This is a genomic window from Mesorhizobium sp. M0062, assembly GCF_040323125.1.
Lineage (GTDB): Bacteria > Pseudomonadota > Alphaproteobacteria > Rhizobiales > Rhizobiaceae > Mesorhizobium.
Map to the genome: position 1 here is coordinate 1 of NZ_JAMYUO010000021.1, position 15,602 is coordinate 15,602.

9 protein-coding genes and 8 pseudogenes are annotated in these 15,602 nt (G+C 58.4%); 10 read left to right on the top strand and 7 right to left on the bottom strand.

The annotated features are described in order from the left end of the window. A pseudogene (locus NKJ64_RS22050) lies at window positions 1-152 on the top strand (IS256 family transposase); the annotation flags it as partial. Between the two features lie 160 nt (window positions 153-312). Here NKJ64_RS22050 and NKJ64_RS22055 read toward each other — a convergent pair. Together NKJ64_RS22055 and NKJ64_RS22060 are read right to left on the bottom strand one after the other, a co-directional pair. After that, on the bottom strand, window positions 313-882 hold the full coding sequence (locus tag NKJ64_RS22055; RefSeq protein WP_352463306.1) for an SET domain-containing protein-lysine N-methyltransferase: 570 nt from the start codon (window positions 880-882) through the stop codon (window positions 313-315). Window positions 883-1,412: 530 nt separating this feature from the next. Continuing rightward, window positions 1,413-2,282 (bottom strand): annotated as a pseudogene (locus NKJ64_RS22060) (porin); the annotation flags it as partial. A 76-nt stretch (window positions 2,283-2,358) separates the two neighbouring features. On the opposite strand from NKJ64_RS22060, the pseudogene NKJ64_RS22065 reads away from it, so the two are divergent. From NKJ64_RS22065 to NKJ64_RS22085, 5 genes and pseudogenes are all read left to right on the top strand, one after another. Then, a pseudogene (locus NKJ64_RS22065) lies at window positions 2,359-2,934 on the top strand (transposase); the annotation flags it as partial. A 770-nt stretch (window positions 2,935-3,704) separates the two neighbouring features. Then, a complete protein-coding gene (gene ectA, locus NKJ64_RS22070; RefSeq protein WP_352463367.1) occupies window positions 3,705-4,238 on the top strand; it encodes a diaminobutyrate acetyltransferase in 534 nt (177 codons plus the stop codon). A 192-nt stretch (window positions 4,239-4,430) separates the two neighbouring features. Continuing rightward, entirely contained in the window at window positions 4,431-4,673 is a 243-nt protein-coding gene (locus NKJ64_RS22075) for an aminotransferase class III-fold pyridoxal phosphate-dependent enzyme (RefSeq protein WP_352463307.1), read from the top strand. Between the two features lie 10 nt (window positions 4,674-4,683). Continuing rightward, window positions 4,684-5,076, top strand: coding sequence for an ectoine synthase (locus tag NKJ64_RS22080; RefSeq protein WP_352463308.1), 393 nt, complete (start codon window positions 4,684-4,686; stop codon window positions 5,074-5,076). Window positions 5,077-6,030: 954 nt separating this feature from the next. Next, entirely contained in the window at window positions 6,031-6,297 is a 267-nt protein-coding gene (locus NKJ64_RS22085) for a hypothetical protein (RefSeq protein WP_352463309.1), read from the top strand. Window positions 6,298-6,684: 387 nt separating this feature from the next. On the opposite strand, the pseudogene NKJ64_RS22090 reads toward NKJ64_RS22085, so the two are convergent. Together NKJ64_RS22090 and NKJ64_RS30530 are read right to left on the bottom strand one after the other, a co-directional pair. After that, window positions 6,685-7,412, bottom strand: a pseudogene (locus NKJ64_RS22090) (transposase family protein); the annotation flags it as partial. Beyond that, window positions 7,402-8,041 (bottom strand): annotated as a pseudogene (locus NKJ64_RS30530) (IS30 family transposase); the annotation flags it as partial. The pseudogenes NKJ64_RS30530 and NKJ64_RS22090, both read right to left, overlap by 11 nt. Before the next feature lie 883 nt (window positions 8,042-8,924). Between NKJ64_RS30530 and NKJ64_RS22095 the strand changes: the two are divergent. Together NKJ64_RS22095 and NKJ64_RS22100 are read left to right on the top strand one after the other, a co-directional pair. Next, a pseudogene (locus tag NKJ64_RS22095) lies at window positions 8,925-10,272 on the top strand (IS5 family transposase). Between the two features lie 229 nt (window positions 10,273-10,501). Continuing rightward, complete coding sequence (locus NKJ64_RS22100) at window positions 10,502-11,740, top strand: ATP-grasp domain-containing protein (protein ID WP_352463310.1); 1,239 nt, start codon at window positions 10,502-10,504, stop codon at window positions 11,738-11,740. A 50-nt stretch (window positions 11,741-11,790) separates the two neighbouring features. Here the strand turns inward: NKJ64_RS22100 and NKJ64_RS22105 are convergent, their stop codons facing one another. Then, window positions 11,791-12,054, bottom strand: a complete 264-nt coding sequence (locus NKJ64_RS22105; protein ID WP_352463311.1) for a hypothetical protein — start codon at window positions 12,052-12,054, stop codon at window positions 11,791-11,793. A gap of 128 nt (window positions 12,055-12,182) precedes the next feature. Between NKJ64_RS22105 and NKJ64_RS22110 the strand changes: the two genes are divergently transcribed. Then, entirely contained in the window at window positions 12,183-12,494 is a 312-nt protein-coding gene (locus NKJ64_RS22110; RefSeq protein WP_352463312.1) for a hypothetical protein, read from the top strand. A gap of 15 nt (window positions 12,495-12,509) precedes the next feature. Beyond that, a pseudogene (locus NKJ64_RS22115) lies at window positions 12,510-12,647 on the top strand (transposase); the annotation flags it as partial. A 695-nt stretch (window positions 12,648-13,342) separates the two neighbouring features. Here the strand turns inward: NKJ64_RS22115 and NKJ64_RS22120 are convergent. After that, window positions 13,343-14,074: pseudogene (locus NKJ64_RS22120) on the bottom strand (transposase); the annotation flags it as partial. 188 nt (window positions 14,075-14,262) lie between these two features. Continuing rightward, window positions 14,263-15,042: a M20/M25/M40 family metallo-hydrolase gene (locus tag NKJ64_RS22125; RefSeq protein ID WP_352463313.1), complete on the bottom strand. Its 780-nt coding sequence runs from the start codon at window positions 15,040-15,042 to the stop codon at window positions 14,263-14,265. Window positions 15,043-15,602 lie beyond the last annotated feature (560 nt).

A 15,602-nucleotide genomic window follows, 5' to 3' on the forward strand; every position in this document is an offset into this window, starting at 1 on the left:
CCCGAACGACGATGCGGTCGTGCGCCTCGTCGGCGCAATCCTGCTCGAACAGAACGATGAATGGGCAGTGCAGCGGGCCAGATATGACTCTGGAAACGATCAGCCAGATGAGCGATGATCCCCTGATCAGCCTGCCAGCCGTGGCGCGCTGATCAGCCCGGCCCATGCCGGAGAGCACGGCGACTAAATGCCGCCAGCTACACCACGCCGCGGGACACGATCACTTCGGCATCTGCTCCGTGATGCGGATGTCGAATCAGCACAAAACGCAGCCTCCACATCACAATCGATTCATCGATCACCTGTCGTGCTCTAGGAGCCAACCAACCTTCCAAACATTCCTATACCCCTCGGATAGCGTCCAGAAGGTCGCTGGAGATAGGGCGCGTAAAACCCCGCCGAGAGCATCGGATGATCAGGACGCAACGTGGAGAACCCCCCTGCTGCACCACGGCAATTGTTCGAGGAACAAAGACAAACCTGTACCGCAATCGAATCGAATTCAGTGGTAGCGTAATCCCACGTCAGTTCGACATCATGAGCGATCTCGTGAATAGCAATAAAATCATAGGCGCCGAATCGGTTAGGCACGATCGCTAGATTTGGATTACAAGAATGATTGGAGAGGACAACGGGCTCCTCGAATGTAGCGTGAACATTCCAGTCCGTTTGAATACTATATATCGTCCTCTCTTCCTCAATTCTGTCGATTAGCCCAATCATGACTACCTCTCCCGGAAGGAAATTACGGGAAGAAAAAACGCCGCGCCCTTTGTCGATTCCGGCATACGCGATTTTAACGTTTCTCCCATTGATTATTCTTGCGCATTCAGTGTCATCGTCCAATATAGAATAACGTTTCTTTTTTCTCTTACCTGACATTGCAGTTATCCATTACATAGGAGTTGAAGGACTACGGCTTTCCGCTTGTTTCTGACTTCAAGCAGGTTTTCGGACCTTCGGGCGCCTGTCGATGGCGGCTGGAGGTACCGGTTCGGCAACGAAGAACATTCAATATGTGTGCCAATTCAGCTGACACGAGCTGAAACAAGAGTCTTCTCGTTGCTGTTCAGTCATTTCTGTCGATGCAGCACATGAAAAAGGCTGCCGGTGTGACGGAAACCCGACACAAAATTTCGGAAGTGGATCGGGGTTGTCTATGCTGGCTTAGCGGCGAACCACAATGCCATCGGTCGCACCTCAATCAATCCGGCAAAATGAAGTCTGACGTCGACCTTTGCCACCCGGTTTAATGTTGGGTTCCCTTCCCTCCATGGTCAGTGCGCAAAGCGATGAGCGTTTCTGCGGATAAGATTGCCGCCCATAGCGAGGTCATGGCGTGAGAGACGTCGGTGCGCTGTTCGTAGCAGCGCACGTGGCGGCGCCATCTTGCATCCCGCCGAAGGTGTGCCACCCGAGAGCTGAAGGTTGAACGAAGTTGTCTCGTTGAGCTCGTAGGCGGCGCCAGCCCAGAAAGCCCGGTTCCCGCCCCAAATCTTGTAGAAGCCGCGACCATGAGCGTCGATCGCGTTCATGGAGTCGTCGTTGAGCTTGCCATTGGAACCGTAGCCGAACATTCCGAACAGCAACAGTTCGTTGGTGACATTGATGTCGACACGGACTTTGGCGGCCAACGATTCGTAGTTGCTATTATAACCAGCAACGGCGGTGATCGCTCCCCAGCCACGTGTGTATTTCAAGCCGCCGACTATGTGCGGAGCGTAGTTGTCGATTGTGCCGACCACGCCCGAGCCTTCTTCGAGCGAAACCACGGCCGAAAAGCCGTTCCCGGCGTCGAAGTAATACTGAACCACATTGGTATCGAAACCGCCGTACGGAACCGGCGTCTGGTTGAGTACGTCACCCCGCGCCGCCAATAAACACGTCGAAGGCCGACCAGTCCTTACCAACTCGGAGGCCACCAGGCTGAATCCAGGCGAAAGTCAAGATGCTGTCTCCGTTGAAGGCATAGGACCGAGAACGTCCGAAACCGAAGGCGGCGGTTACGGAAATTCACGCGGGTCTCGGTGTAGGTCTTCAACGTGCCGAGTTCGGTCTCCTGGCCGGTCCAGGTTTTCAATGTGAAGCGCGTGTTGTTTTGCCATGTACCCTGATCTTCACCAGTCCTCAGATCTGAGGTTCTTGCCTGGTAAAACAATCCGACATTGCCCAAGCCCACGTAGTAGCTGATAGCCGCCGATGCGCAGGCAGGTCTCGGCGCCTGGGAAACGGCACAGTGCCGTAGTTGAGCCGAGGAGGAGGCTCCTATGGTCATTGTTGATCTCCGCTTAAATAGCCGATAGAATGATTATTGCTAAGCAAACGGTTGATAGCGCATCAAGCTGAATTCTGCCGCGGCTCCGCGCAATGGCAAGAGCGGTTTGGTATTGCTGCGTCCTTGGGCGTGAAGATCTGGCACGACCACGCCTTGCACCCCACGCTGGCGCAGCTTCAAGCTATCCAACGACAAAGCCTTTGCCGAGAAGCTTCACGATTGTGGTCGGGCTCTACGTCTCGCCGCCTGCGCATCCTATCGTGCTGTCGGTTGACGAAAAGAGCCAGATACAGGCGCTTGATCGCACTCAGCCGGGGTTACCGCTAAAGCGCGTTCGTGGGGCGGCCATGACGCACAACTACAAGCGCAATGGCACCACTACCCTGTTCGCCGCACTCAACATCCGGGATGGCTCGGTGATCGGCCGCAACATGCAGCGATGCTCGTTGGCTCAACGCCGTCGAAGGCTTCTTCGCCAGTTTGACCCGACGCCGCCTGAAGCACGGCGTCTTCTATTCGGTTGTCGACCTCCAGGTCGCCATCAACCGCTTCATCAAGGTGCACAATCAGCAAACCCGACCCTTCGTCTGGCGCGCCGATCCGGACGAAATCATCGCCGCCGTCAGCGTGGGCACCAAACGTTAGAATCAATGCACTAAGGGGCAACGCCATCCTCTTGGTTTGTGCGCCAGATCATGCAGCGACCTTGTGGGCTGCAACATGCATCTGGCAATTCTTCGGGCAGCCGTCGCACCGGTTGCGGCCCGTAGGTAAAAGTGATGACGCGGATGCCGACCCGCCGGATATTTTCGGGGAGGGCCGCGTGATGGGAAGCAATCAACATGTGCACCCGTTCGATCCATCGGGGTGCTAGGCCCGGTACGTCGGAAGGGTGAGCCGCGACCTCATGCCGAGCGGCTCTTTTAGCTTCGTCGTTACTGCGGAATACGCAACCCGCTTTGCCATGCTCTCCAACCGTCTCAATAAACCGCGTTCGCAAAGTCTCCTCAGAGGAACGACGGTGAGATCGGGATAGGCAGGGACGCGCTCACGCAGATCCTGACAAGGGCACAATCTTGTTGTCGGAGCGGCGGCCTGCTCCGTCGTCGATCGTAAGACGATCCGCCACCAGGCCCGTTGTTAATCCTCTCGCCATTCCTGAGCAGATGTCAGGCAAGCGACACCTACTGTCGTATTTGTCGAATCCGCGACGCAGTTGTTTTCGGCTGGCTGCTGCTCCACTGCGGGTCAAGTCATCGATCAAACTCAGGAAAATTTTTCTAAGACGCCCTCGGCGCAATTGGCATCACTTTTGAGAAGTCCTTTTCGTGAAACGCGACGCGAGGCGGTGAGAGTATTCGCTGGGAGCATCCGGGTGGTCCAAGATAGTCAGAGGTTCTCTTTTCGATCCGACGGCCAGTTGCCGCGAGTGAAATTCCGAAGACCGACGGAGTTTCATGCAGCCGATGTGTGGGAACTCATCGAGAAGTGCCCGCAACTAGACCGCAACTCGTTATATTGCGAGCTGCTGCTTTGCAGTGATTTCGCCGACACCTGCGTTCTCGCGGAGCGTGCCGGGGCGGTGGTTGGCTGGTTATCGGCCTACCGGCGGCCGAGGGATCCATCCACGCTCTTCGTTTGGCAGATTGCTGTGCATCCTGAGGTGCGCAACACAGGGCTCGGCAAAGGCCTGATCGTCTCAGCCCTTAACAGACGATCTTGCGACGGTGTAACGCACATCAACGCCACCGTGACGCTCAGTAACCCGACCTCCGGATTGTTTTTTTCCGCCGTAGCTCGGGAACTAGGCGCACCAATCCGCCAAGTTCTCCGGTTCGATCGTCAGGCCCATTTCAGGGCACGGCATGATAGCGAGTATATGATAGCAATCGGCCCGATCGCACCTTCGATAAGCAATCCAAACCTTTCCGCTGGGGCCGCCTATGGCGCTCGTCCTGATTGATCGAGAATTCGACAGGTGGGCGCCGGGACAGCACAACGGAACTTTCCGTGGCAACTGTCATGCTTTCGTCACCGCGCGCGCAGCCCTGGAGCACTTCTGGCGGACGAATAGCTTTGCAGCGTCCGTCGAGGAGAAAGGCAATCTGCTGAAAAGTACCTTGATGAGATCGCGGAAAAGTACGATCCGGGGCGAGTGTCGACTAAAGGTCAAGGCATGATGCGAGGCATCGATCTGAAGTCTGGCGAGGTTGCAGGGCAGGTTATCAGCACCGCCTTCCGGAGGGGCCTTATTGTCGAGACCTCTGGTCCCAAAGACGAGGTTGTGAAGTGCTTGCCACCTCTCGTCATTGGGGAGGATCAGCTTAGCCAAGGCCTCAACATCCTCGAGGACGCTATTGATAGCGTGATCGGAAGCACAGGGCACATGGCAGCGTAAGAGGTGAATCATGATCGTCCGGCATTTGTATAAGGAGAAACTAACAGCCCGGCGGGTCCAGACAACGAGCTGGGAAAGCGTGCGGTTGCTCCTCAAGAACGATGGGATGGGCTTCTCCTTCCATATCACCACTATCCATCCGGGCGCCCGGCTCAAGATGCATTATCGGAACCACCTCGAGGCGGTCTACTGCATCTCTGGAACGGGTTCTGTCGAGGATCCGGAGGCGGATGAGATCCATGTCGTGCGACCGGGCATCATTTACGCGCTCGATAAGCATGATGCTCACCTGCTGTGTGCCGAGACCGAATTGGTGTTAGCCTGCGTCTTCGTCCCTCCATTGGCCGGCAGCGAGGTGCATGACGAGACCGGCGCGTACCCTCTCGACTTCGAGGCGATCTGATGTCGCCTCAGTGAGAGTATTAGCTCCTCCGCATCTCCGCCGTGCTCGTCATGGCCGTGGCTTCCCTGCGCGGGCACCACCTCCGACCAGGAAGGTACGACCAAGCGTGGATTCGATCGACTCGCGATGGCTGGCGTTTTGGAGGGCCTCGCGGCACGGCAGCGCTACGAGCGACGTCAGAAGAACGTTTGGACGTCAGCGCGCATTACAAGACGTCCTGCCGCGAAATGGCGGCTATGGAGACCGAACGAAGAGAACGCATCTCTTTCCGGGGAAGTCCGAAAACAATAAGAAGAACTGGCCTTAAACTAGGACAACTCCTGTGACATTTTCTTTGGTGGAGTCAATCTCCGGAAAGACCCGGAATTAGGATTGGACGACAATTCTTCGACATTGGCGGCGATAGTCTCCTCGCCACAGCACTCCAAATTCGTATGAAGAATAGCCGCCACTCGGGACCGCCTCGGTTGGAGGAGATATTCAAGGCATTAACTTTAGGCGATCTCTACGAGCGGATTTGCCAGACGTAATCCCACCAGTCACTATGGTCAGCATCAGAAAAGCAGGATGCCTGCGACATTCATGATATTCGGGCCATGCGCATGGCCGCCCCTATCGCAGCCGTCCCGACACGAGCTTCGTGAGCGCGGCCACCATCCGTGTCGTCTGGCAGGTATGGACAGCACGCTCTTGCCGTGGAGCATCCGTCGACGGTGCGACCTACAGTAATGTATAGTGGGCGGCCACGAGTGCAGTGCTTCTCGCAGTTTCCAGTATGAGCGCCCAAACCGTGACGGACCTCATTGCTCTATGCACCCGTTCCCGTGGATTTCTCACCAATATTACCTTGGAGGATACCGGAAATGTCGGTGGGGTCCTAGTGCATGGCAGATTCAATTAAGAGAACTACAAGGAGGACCTGTTTCACGACCTCGCTTTAGACTGCCCCCCAGCATGTCCACAGCACTGCCGACACGGCGTGCCGAGTTTCTGGCCGGTCGCGCGGTGGCGCAGGCGGCCCTGCACGCGTTGGGGCAACCTGCTCCCGAGATTCCTGTCTTTCGTGACCACGCTCCACTGTGGCCTCCGGGGCCTGCCGGTTCAATCACTCATGCACGCCGGTATTGCGCGTGTTTTGCCATTGCAGACCCTAGCTGGCAACTCGGTGTGGATGTGGAGACGCTGGCCAGCGGCCATGCACTTGAGTCTATTCTGAGCTGACAGCGAACGAGAATGAACGTGCCTTGATCGGTCGACAGACCGCCCTTCCCCAGATTGGCTGGCGACGCTGCTATTCTCGGCCAAGGAAACCCTCTTTGAAGCGCTCTATCCGGTGGTGCAGCGCTTATTAGGATTTGACTGTGCTGAATTGCGTATGCCCACTTCAAACGGGTGCCTGCGATTGCACCTAACGCAAACGCTTTGCCATGAGTTACCCGAGGGCCAACACTTCGACATCTGCTTTGATATAGCCTCCGACCATGTCGTGACATGGTCGGCTCTGCTCCTCAGCACATGGGTGAATCTCACCCGCTTTGCACGGCGATGGGTCGCAATTCGGCCGACAGAAGTAGGCTGACCAGCCGCGCAGAAGCCTATCCAGCCGGAGCCGAGGAGGAAGTTGCGGTCCAGTCGGCCGTCCATGTTATCGGTTGTGGCCTCCATGGCCGATCATCGTTTCGGTTCCCGACACATGGTTGCCGTCAGGGCCGCGCTTGCGGCCGGCGATCATCACCGATCCCGAGCCGGCATAGTCGTGCCCGCAATAGCCCTTGTCGACGTAGATGCGGTCCGGATCGGCGCCGCCGATCTTTCACCCGCCTGATCGACCGTTGCTGCGACCGTGTGACCATCATACTGATTGCCCTCGAACGCGTTGGCCGCCGGCACGAGGCCCTCGCTGTTGGTTGCCGCGATCCCGACCTTGCAGCGAATTCGTAAGGGTTGCGGGTTTTGCCCTTCGAGATGCAGACCACCTCGAGCGCGTGCAGGGAGTAGATCTTGTCCTGTCCTTCGGCTTCTGCGCCAAGAGCCGCTCGGCGAGCCCGAGCAACCGGGCAAGCCTGGGCGTCGAGTTCGGCATTGCCGGCGATCTTGCGGTCGGCGTCGCGGAACACCGGGCCGAGATAGGTGTGAAGGCGCTTGAGTTCGCGACGCATCCGGCGGAACTGCCGGGCATGCGCATAGCGACCCGCCCGCACCGCCGCTGCCTTGGCCAGCCGCATGTGCCTGAGCATGATCCCGTACCGCTTGGCCTGACGCACCAGGACCTGGATTGACTTGAGGTAGAGCCGGCTGTCGTTGGGGTGGGCGATCGCCTTCGGCCGTCTTGTCGTCCGGGAAGTCGATCGGCAAGCGTCGGGCAATCTGCTCCGGCTCCAGGCCCTGGCCCAGCGCCGATCCTTTCGCGTGCCATGCCGGCGGCCCTTCCACGGAACGGCGGGACCAGGAACGGCGGCGCCGCTCGGGGTCATGACAACGCCGGCCAGTCGCTGCTCCACATAAGTGCGCAGGTCGTGTTGCGCAAGCTTGGTCGGTTTGGGTCACGGGCCGATCGTTCGGCGTGCCGTTGGGCTGTCGATGTACGATACTCCAGGCCGCCGCTGCGCGTCGCGGCATAGCGTCGTAGCTAGCGGGAGATGGTCGAGGCGGATCGGCCAAGTCGGAGTCCGAGGCCCTGAACGCGAAAAAGTCCGATCTCCTCGCGTTCCGCAAACGACTAGGTCCGCCCGGACGGCGGCCTGGCCGAGGAACTGAACATCGCTGCTGGCATGCCGCCTGCCTTTCGAAACAATGTGGTTCCGACAGGCTGCGACATGCCAGCCGTCAGTGCAGCATCCTCGCTGCTCATTCCCTGCGCAATCCCCAACCAGAATTGCTGGAGTTCAAATCGCCCCGCCACTGGCGGCCGTCCCGGCGAGGGCAACGGCGCTCGTCCAGAACGGTGTGATCTTCGTTTTCGAATAGCCGTCGCAACGTCCTTCGCTCAGGTGTTGCGACGACCGCTTGAATCCGCCCAATATCACCTCTTCCTGTTTCAGTCACGAAGCTCGCCGCCTTCGCATTGTCGTAATGCCGCAAACACATCGGTGCTTTCATAGAGACCGTTTACAACACGCAGCGCCTGCATTCAGCGCTCGACTATCTCAGTCCGGAGGAATAGGAACATAAGCATTCACGCTGACGACATATAGAAAAAGCTGCGTAGCTTAACGCGGGAAGTGTCCGCGAATTTCCTTGTCTCAGTCTGGGTGTGCACTCCACCATGTCCGGCTTTTGCGAAATGCGCATCCAAATTGATTGGATCCGATCGAGGGACTTCAGCTTGGCCAGCCAGGCGAGCTTCGAATGAAACGGGCCCTAAACATGACTGCACCCGGCCTTTCCGTTACCCACAATCACTCTTACGCGCTGGGGCCGTCCAGACCGCCGCCGTGCGACTCTGGGCGGTCAGCGTTGCCCGCGTGGAGCTCGACTGGGTTGCGCAGCCAGGGAGCGCGGACCGCAGTTGGCAGTTTGGGGTTGCCAGTCGCGGTTCTTGAAGCACCAGGACTTGTTTCCGGTCCTGAGGATGCGCTCGACCCATTGCCAATGGCCGGCGCAGCGCCGCCCCGCAAGCAGCGCAGGTGGGGCGGGATTTTTGCCCCCGCTCGGACCCCGCGTCCACGTCGGCCGTGAACTATCGGCAAGCTGTTGATCTGGCATGTTGATTGAGGCGGATAGCGGCTTTTGAATTGCCGGATTAGCGGTTTATGGGCGCTGTTTTCCTGCAATTTGGTTTTGCGATTCCCTTGCGTTGCGGAGCGTGATTCACTTGGCTCGGCGGCGGCGAATCGAGGGGACTGCAAATGTCCAGGCCACGCGAGAAGTGCGAGACGAGAGAGCAGGATCTGTTCCGCTCCAGGCTCGATCAGATCATCAATATGAAGCACGGGCTGGTGCGGCTGGCGCAGTCGATTGACTGGCCGGTACTGGAGGAGCGTTTCGGTACCGTCTATTCGGACGGTCCTGGCATGCCGCCACTGCCGACCCGGCTGATGGCGGGGCTTGCGATCCTCAAACACACTTTCAACCTGTCAGATGAGGTGCTGTGCGAGCGCTGGGTGGAGAACCCTTACTACCACAGTACCTCACGGGCGAGACGTTCTTCTGCCATGCACTGCCGTTCGACCGCTCGTCGATGACGCGCTGGCGCAGCAATATGGGCGAGGAGCGGATCGTGGCGCTGTTGCAGGAAAGCCTCAGCCTCGCGGTCAAGACCGGGGCAATGAAGCCGTCCGACACGTGCCAGGTGATCGTCGACACGACCGTGCAGCCGAAGAACGTCATGTTCCCGACCGACTCCAAGCTCATCCACCGGGCGCGTGAACGGCTGGTGCGGCTGGCCAGGAGGACGGGCCTCAATTTGCGCCAGAGCTATGTTCGGGTCGGCAAGCTGGCGCTGATCAGCCACCAGCGCTATGCCCACGCCAAGCAGTTCAAGCGGGCCAACAAAGCGCTGCGCAGGCTCAAGACGTATCTCGGCCGGACCATCCGCGACATCGCTCGCCAGGTCGCCGGCGATGCGGCGCTGGACGCGCTCTTCAATGGCCGCTCTACCAGGCCGCCACCGTTCTCAAGCAACGTCAGCGCCAGCGTGGCCGCAAAATCTACAGCCTGCACGCGCACGAGGTGGAATGTATCGGCAAGGGCAAGGCGCACATGCCCTACGAGTTCGGGGTAAAGGTGTCGGTGGCCACCACGCTGAAGCGCTCCAAGGGCGGCCAGTTCGCCTTGCATGCAAAAGCACTGCCCGGCAATCCCTACGACGGCCACACGCTGGCAAGCGTCATTCCCGACATGGAAGAGACCATCGGCAACCAGATCGGCCCCAACCTCGCCGACGCCGGCTATCGCGGCCACAACGCACCCCAGAGCCACAAGTTCAGGGACTTCACCAGCGGCCAGAAACACCGCGTCACTCCGGCCATCAAACGCCAGATGCGGCCGGCGCTCGGCGGTCGAGCCGGTGATCGGCACATCAAGGGCGAGCATCGCATGGGCCGCAACTACCTCGCCGGCCAGCAGGGCGACGCCCTCAACGCCATCCTGGCCGCCGCCAGCTACAACTTCTCCCTCCTGCTCAGATGGCTGAAGGGTTTTTTGTCGCTCTTGATCGCTCTGCTTCAACTCCGGCTCAAGCCGGTCGCCGCTTAGCCCGGATTGTTCACGGTCGACGTCCTCCGGACATTCGACCCCCCTCGACAATTTATCGACGCGCGCAGTGCTCCCCAGCGGGTAATCAAAATGTGTACTGATCCTTCACATTAAATTCACAGAAAATTTGCGCCACACATCCCGAAAATATGCACAATCGCAATAACGCCTACAACCGCAAGATAGTATTGGGTTGCAAAGTAGATAGCCACATCGGGGTACCCAAGCCATGGAAAAAAGAGCGTTTATACTTATTGAAGGCCATTCTAGAGGTAATGGCCGACTATACGTTCAAGCGGCAAAGCGGCTTGGCCTTATTCCTATTACCTTATCGGCAAATCCAGCTCAATATGACTACCTTGTGGCGGAGAGATGCGACGCCACCCGTGTCGATACAGACAATCTCGATGCGCTAATCAATGAATGTTGCCAGATAGGGGCGACCTATGACATTGCTGGCATTACTGGCTTTGTAGGCGATGACGAGTCGCTTTATGTGACGGTTGGCAAACTCTGCCGGCATTTCGATTTACCCGGACCGGCCCCTCTATCCGTAGAACGATGCTGTGACAAATTCACTCAACGTCGACTCCTCGAGGAGGGCGGCGTTCCCATGCCTGCTTATCTTTTGGCAGCGAATGCGACGGACGTGAAAAGCGCTGCCGCGACAATCGGACTGCCGGTGATACTTAAGCCTGCCGTGGGCGGCGGCAGCATGGGTGTCCGATTGTGCCGCAATGCCGATGAGTTAGCCGAACATACAGCTTATCTGTTCGGGGGAGAGCACATATGGCGATCTTCACCGAGGATACTGGTCGAAGAATTCGCACAAGGTCGTGTCTATTTCGCAGACATGATGGGAAATGAGGTCGTTGGGATCTCCACCGGTGACTTCGGCCCCCCGCCGCATTTCGTTCTGCGTGGGTGCATCACTCCGGCTCCGCTAACTGATGACGAGCATGAGTGTATCGCAAATGTTTCGCTGAGGTCTTTGCGAGCTCTCGGGCTTGGCTGGGGACCGACGGGCATTGAACTGCGGTGCACGGAGCGTGGCCCAGTCGTTATTGAAGTCAATCCGCGGCTTCATGGCGCGCCCACTCCTCAACTACTTCAGCTGGCTTACGGTATCGATCTCGTCACCGAGCACATCAGGCTTGCTACTGGTGAAGAATGCGATTTGCACAGAAAGCATTCGCACATTGCGGCCGCGCGTTACCTAATTGCAGATCGCGATGGCATCCTTCATCGGGTCGCCGACGGCAGTAGGGAAGCTGCTGTACCAGGTGTTTCCGAAGTCAAGTTTTATCTCCAACCCAACGCGTCGATCATCAGGAAAGGCGATTACCGAGACTGGATCGGACACGTCGTTGTTGCTTCACCCAGCGTCGCTCAGACCGAAGCCATCCTTCAGCGTGCTGTCGATTCGATCGATTGGTCGATCACACCGTTTTCGACGCTTGGCGAATAGAAAAAGCTGGGGCGGTCGGGCGAAATGCGAGAATTGATCCCCCTTTTGCCTCAGCGAGGAATGCTACCGAGCGCGATGGGGCCGACATGGCCACTATCTCTCTCCGTCGCGGCGAAGGGAGATAGCGGCCAGCTCGTCATCCAACCGCCATCAAGGATTATCAGCCCAGCCATTTCCGTGCGCCAGGCCTTCACAAGCCGTTGCACCATTCTCAGGTTCTCTTCCGACGGGTCGATCTTTGTCAGGCGTTGCAACACACTTGCTGCCGACAGCGCCGGCTCTTCCTTGATCTGCGCCTCGAACGGCTCGCACACACTGGGCCTCTTCGGATAGGGTTTGGTACGACGATACGGCCGCCAATGCGTTGGTCGTGTCTGGCCTCGATATTGGCCTGACTGCTATATCGAGAGGTCCAGTCCGCAGAACTTTAGAAACTGCGCTGATGAGCGAAACGGCGAACACCGCCGGCTTCGGTTGGACGCCCCAATGCCCAGGATTTGTCGCAGAAGTTGATAATCCTGGCTATGCCGCACAACTCGCCAGCCTGCGCTTCGATCCATTGCGCTGCCGGATCAGACTGCGTGCTTCATGGGAGTGTCAGAATTTCCGTGTGCGGGCGGGCATCGCTGGGTACAAAGGATCCCCACTATGTCTCGACGCAAACACCCCACGATACCGAATGAGCTTCGACCAGTTGCTTGCAGGAGTGCCGCGAGCGCAGCTTTTGATCCAGGCGGTCTGCTGGATTCATTGAAGAAGGCGCTGACCGGAGAGCTGGCGGCGTGCTTGGGGGGAGGTTATTCAGTTCTTCGCATTCCCCGACGATGTGCGCTGGATCATCTACACGACAAACGCGATAGACGCGCTGAACTCGAAGCTCCAAACGCTATCCTGGCATCGAGATCATCGCTAGCGATCGTGCCGGCGTTTATGCTGAGGGCGCCCCTTGCGGTGCGCCCGAATGCAACGAAGGTCGCAGACCGGTGGCATCTCCTCAGAACCTGGGCGAAGCGTTGCGACTGGCCGTCGGTCGCTATGGCAAGGCGGTCAGCTCCGCCGGAAAGGCCATGGCGTCCGAGATGGCGGGAACGCCGAAGCCGAGCCGGAACCACAGGTAGAAACTTCCCCGAAACTTGATTGCTTGCGTCGGTCGCGGCGCAACCAGCGCCGTGAGCTCTATGCCGAGATCCTTGACCTGCGGGGCTCCGGCTTGTCGCCGCGCCAGATTGCGCCCCGGATTGGCATGAACGTCAGAACTGTCGAACGTTGGCTTGCAGCGGGCGGTGAGCCTGAGCACCGGCGGCCGCCGGCGCGCTCCGTCCTCATGGATCCTTTTCGAGAGTACCTCGAAAAGCGCTGGGAGGAAGGCCAGCACAACGGGCTGCAGCTGTGGACCGAAATCAAGCACCGCGGCTTTGCAGGTAGCAGGGCGACCGTCCACAGGTGGACCACCGCCCGCAAGGAGCGGCCACCGACCGCTCCACCAATTCGCGATGGCGGCCGCCATCGCGTCGGAACTGTGCATGGCTGCTGAGCGGAGACCCGACATCTCTCGATGCGCAACGGAGCGGTTCCTCCACCATCTCCATGAAAATGCGCCGGCACGTCCTCGGCGCGATAGCTGAAGCGCGGATCGAGCACCGGCTCGTAAACGTGAGAACGTGTCGACGACCGTCAGCACACGGATCTTCTTGCCGGTCGCGAGCTGATCGTGGACGAAGTCTGGATCTTCCCGCAGCTTCGCCTTTAAGCGCCGCTTGGGCGTCTTGTTCCTCAGTTGGAGACCCAAGTCTCTGTAAATTCGATAGGTTCGCTTCATGTTGATGTCTCGGCCCTCGCGCGTGAGCATTACATGCACGCGCCGGTATCCGTAGCGGACCCGTGTGGCCCAGAGTCCTTGATCCGAGCTTCGATGCCGGCCTGATCGCGGCGGCGGGACTTGTAGTGATAGGTCGACGTGTCGAACTCCAGAACCGGCATGCCCGCCGGATGGACACGTTCCACTCATCACACGTCTGCGCCACCAGCTCGCGTTTGCGACCAGGCCTCACAGTTTTCGGCGAATGACGTCCTGCAGCATCTCCTTGTCCAATGACAGATCGGCCACCAGCTTCCTGAGCTTGCGGTTCTCGTCCTCAAGCTGCTTCAGCCGCTTCATCTTGTCGGCAGCAGTCCATCGTATTTCTTTTTCCAGTTGAAGTAGGTCGCCTGGCCAATTCCCGCCCGCCGACAGATCTCAGCGACAGGAATCCCGTCCGCTCCCTGCTTCAAAATAAACGCCTTCTGCGCGTCCGAAAACTTCGAGGCTTCATCGTCTTCCCTCCTCCCAGCCAAGGGACGTTACCGCGGAAAACTCCACTTAGAACGGTCCGGTTTTCAGGGAGCAGCGGCTTGTTGCCGATCGCGCTATGGGGTCGGACTGTGTTGTACAATCCTGATTCATGAGGCCCATCTGTCGATGCCGTTGAGCGAATAGGTTTTGCAGATCTGGATGCGATCCCGTGGGGTATTTTGGGTTCTGCCTAGCGCGATGAACGATCCCCAGAGCCGGCGGTTCGACAAGCACTGATCGACTGGAGATCCACGCCTACTAAGCCGATTGCAGCCAGGATCGCCAGGTCCGTCTCTTCAGCCGCGTTGATGGTCACGGGGTCGTGACGACGATGCCTGAACTCGATATCCGCGCGATATCCGCGCGCAATGCCCTGGGCACAGGCTGGGATCTGCTGCTCGGCGAGATCACGCAGGGCGGGGACAAGGGTTCTTACAGTGCCAGCGATTTCCGCACGCTCAGTTATGATGTTGTAGGCACCATCCGCGATCAACCGCGTCACGGAGACTCCGAGCGATTCCAACGGATCCGTGCTGCGAGATACCAAGGTCTGCAGCCCCATGACGATCTGCGAAGCGATGACGATGGGATCGATATTGAGGTGAGGGCTGGCAGCATGTCCGCCCCGGCCTTTTACGAGGATATCGAACTCATTGAGCGCCCATAAACAGGCCTTTGCAGATGCCGAACCGACCGATCTCCATGCCCGGCTCGTTCTGCATGCCGAATACTTGCCAGATCCCGAACCGCTCCATGATGCCTTCCTAACCATTTTCTGGCCGCCGAGAGCTCCCTCCTCCGCCGGTTGAAGATCAGGGCGACGGCCCTTGAAACTGCGACGCTCTGCGAGGTATTTCGCGGCGCCCCGCAGCATGGCCGTGTGTCCGTCGTGGCCAGATGCATGCATCTTGCCGGGCGTCGGGGATGTCCACGGGTTGCTCGACGCCTCGAGAATGGGCAGGGCATCCATGTCCGCTCGCAAGCCGATCGTCAGAGTTGCGGTATTTTCCAGGCGGTAGTCAAGGTCAGGATATTGATGGAGGTACCGGCCTCACTCGGTAACTTCGCTCTGCAGCAACCTAAAATCTTCAACGCTCTTCATCGCGACTCTCTCAGTTGCGTCCATTTCATACTTTCATGTTCCTGAGAATCGGTTGCAGGGAGACGACCGTAAATTCAGTTTCCGCATCATCGACATCTCGCTGCTAGATGCCTCGCTTCAACCTCATCGAGCGAAGGCGCAAGAAATGGCGTCCGGAGTAGCAGAGCGGCTTGGAAAGACCGTTGGGCGCACGCAGAACTCGGGGGTCCCGAAGTGGCCGGCAGCGGTATCTGAAGCCGAAATGCGCAATGCGCATTCAACGAACGGTGCCAACCGACGAGCAATGGATTTGACCACTATGCCGCAAGAAACGCGGCCGCCAAAAAGTTCGCGAGGGTGGCCTGGTGTCCATCTCTCTCTTAGATGACGACCATATGCGAGCTATATTTGACGCAAGCCGCCGCCGATCGATATGGGTTGGTCCAAGG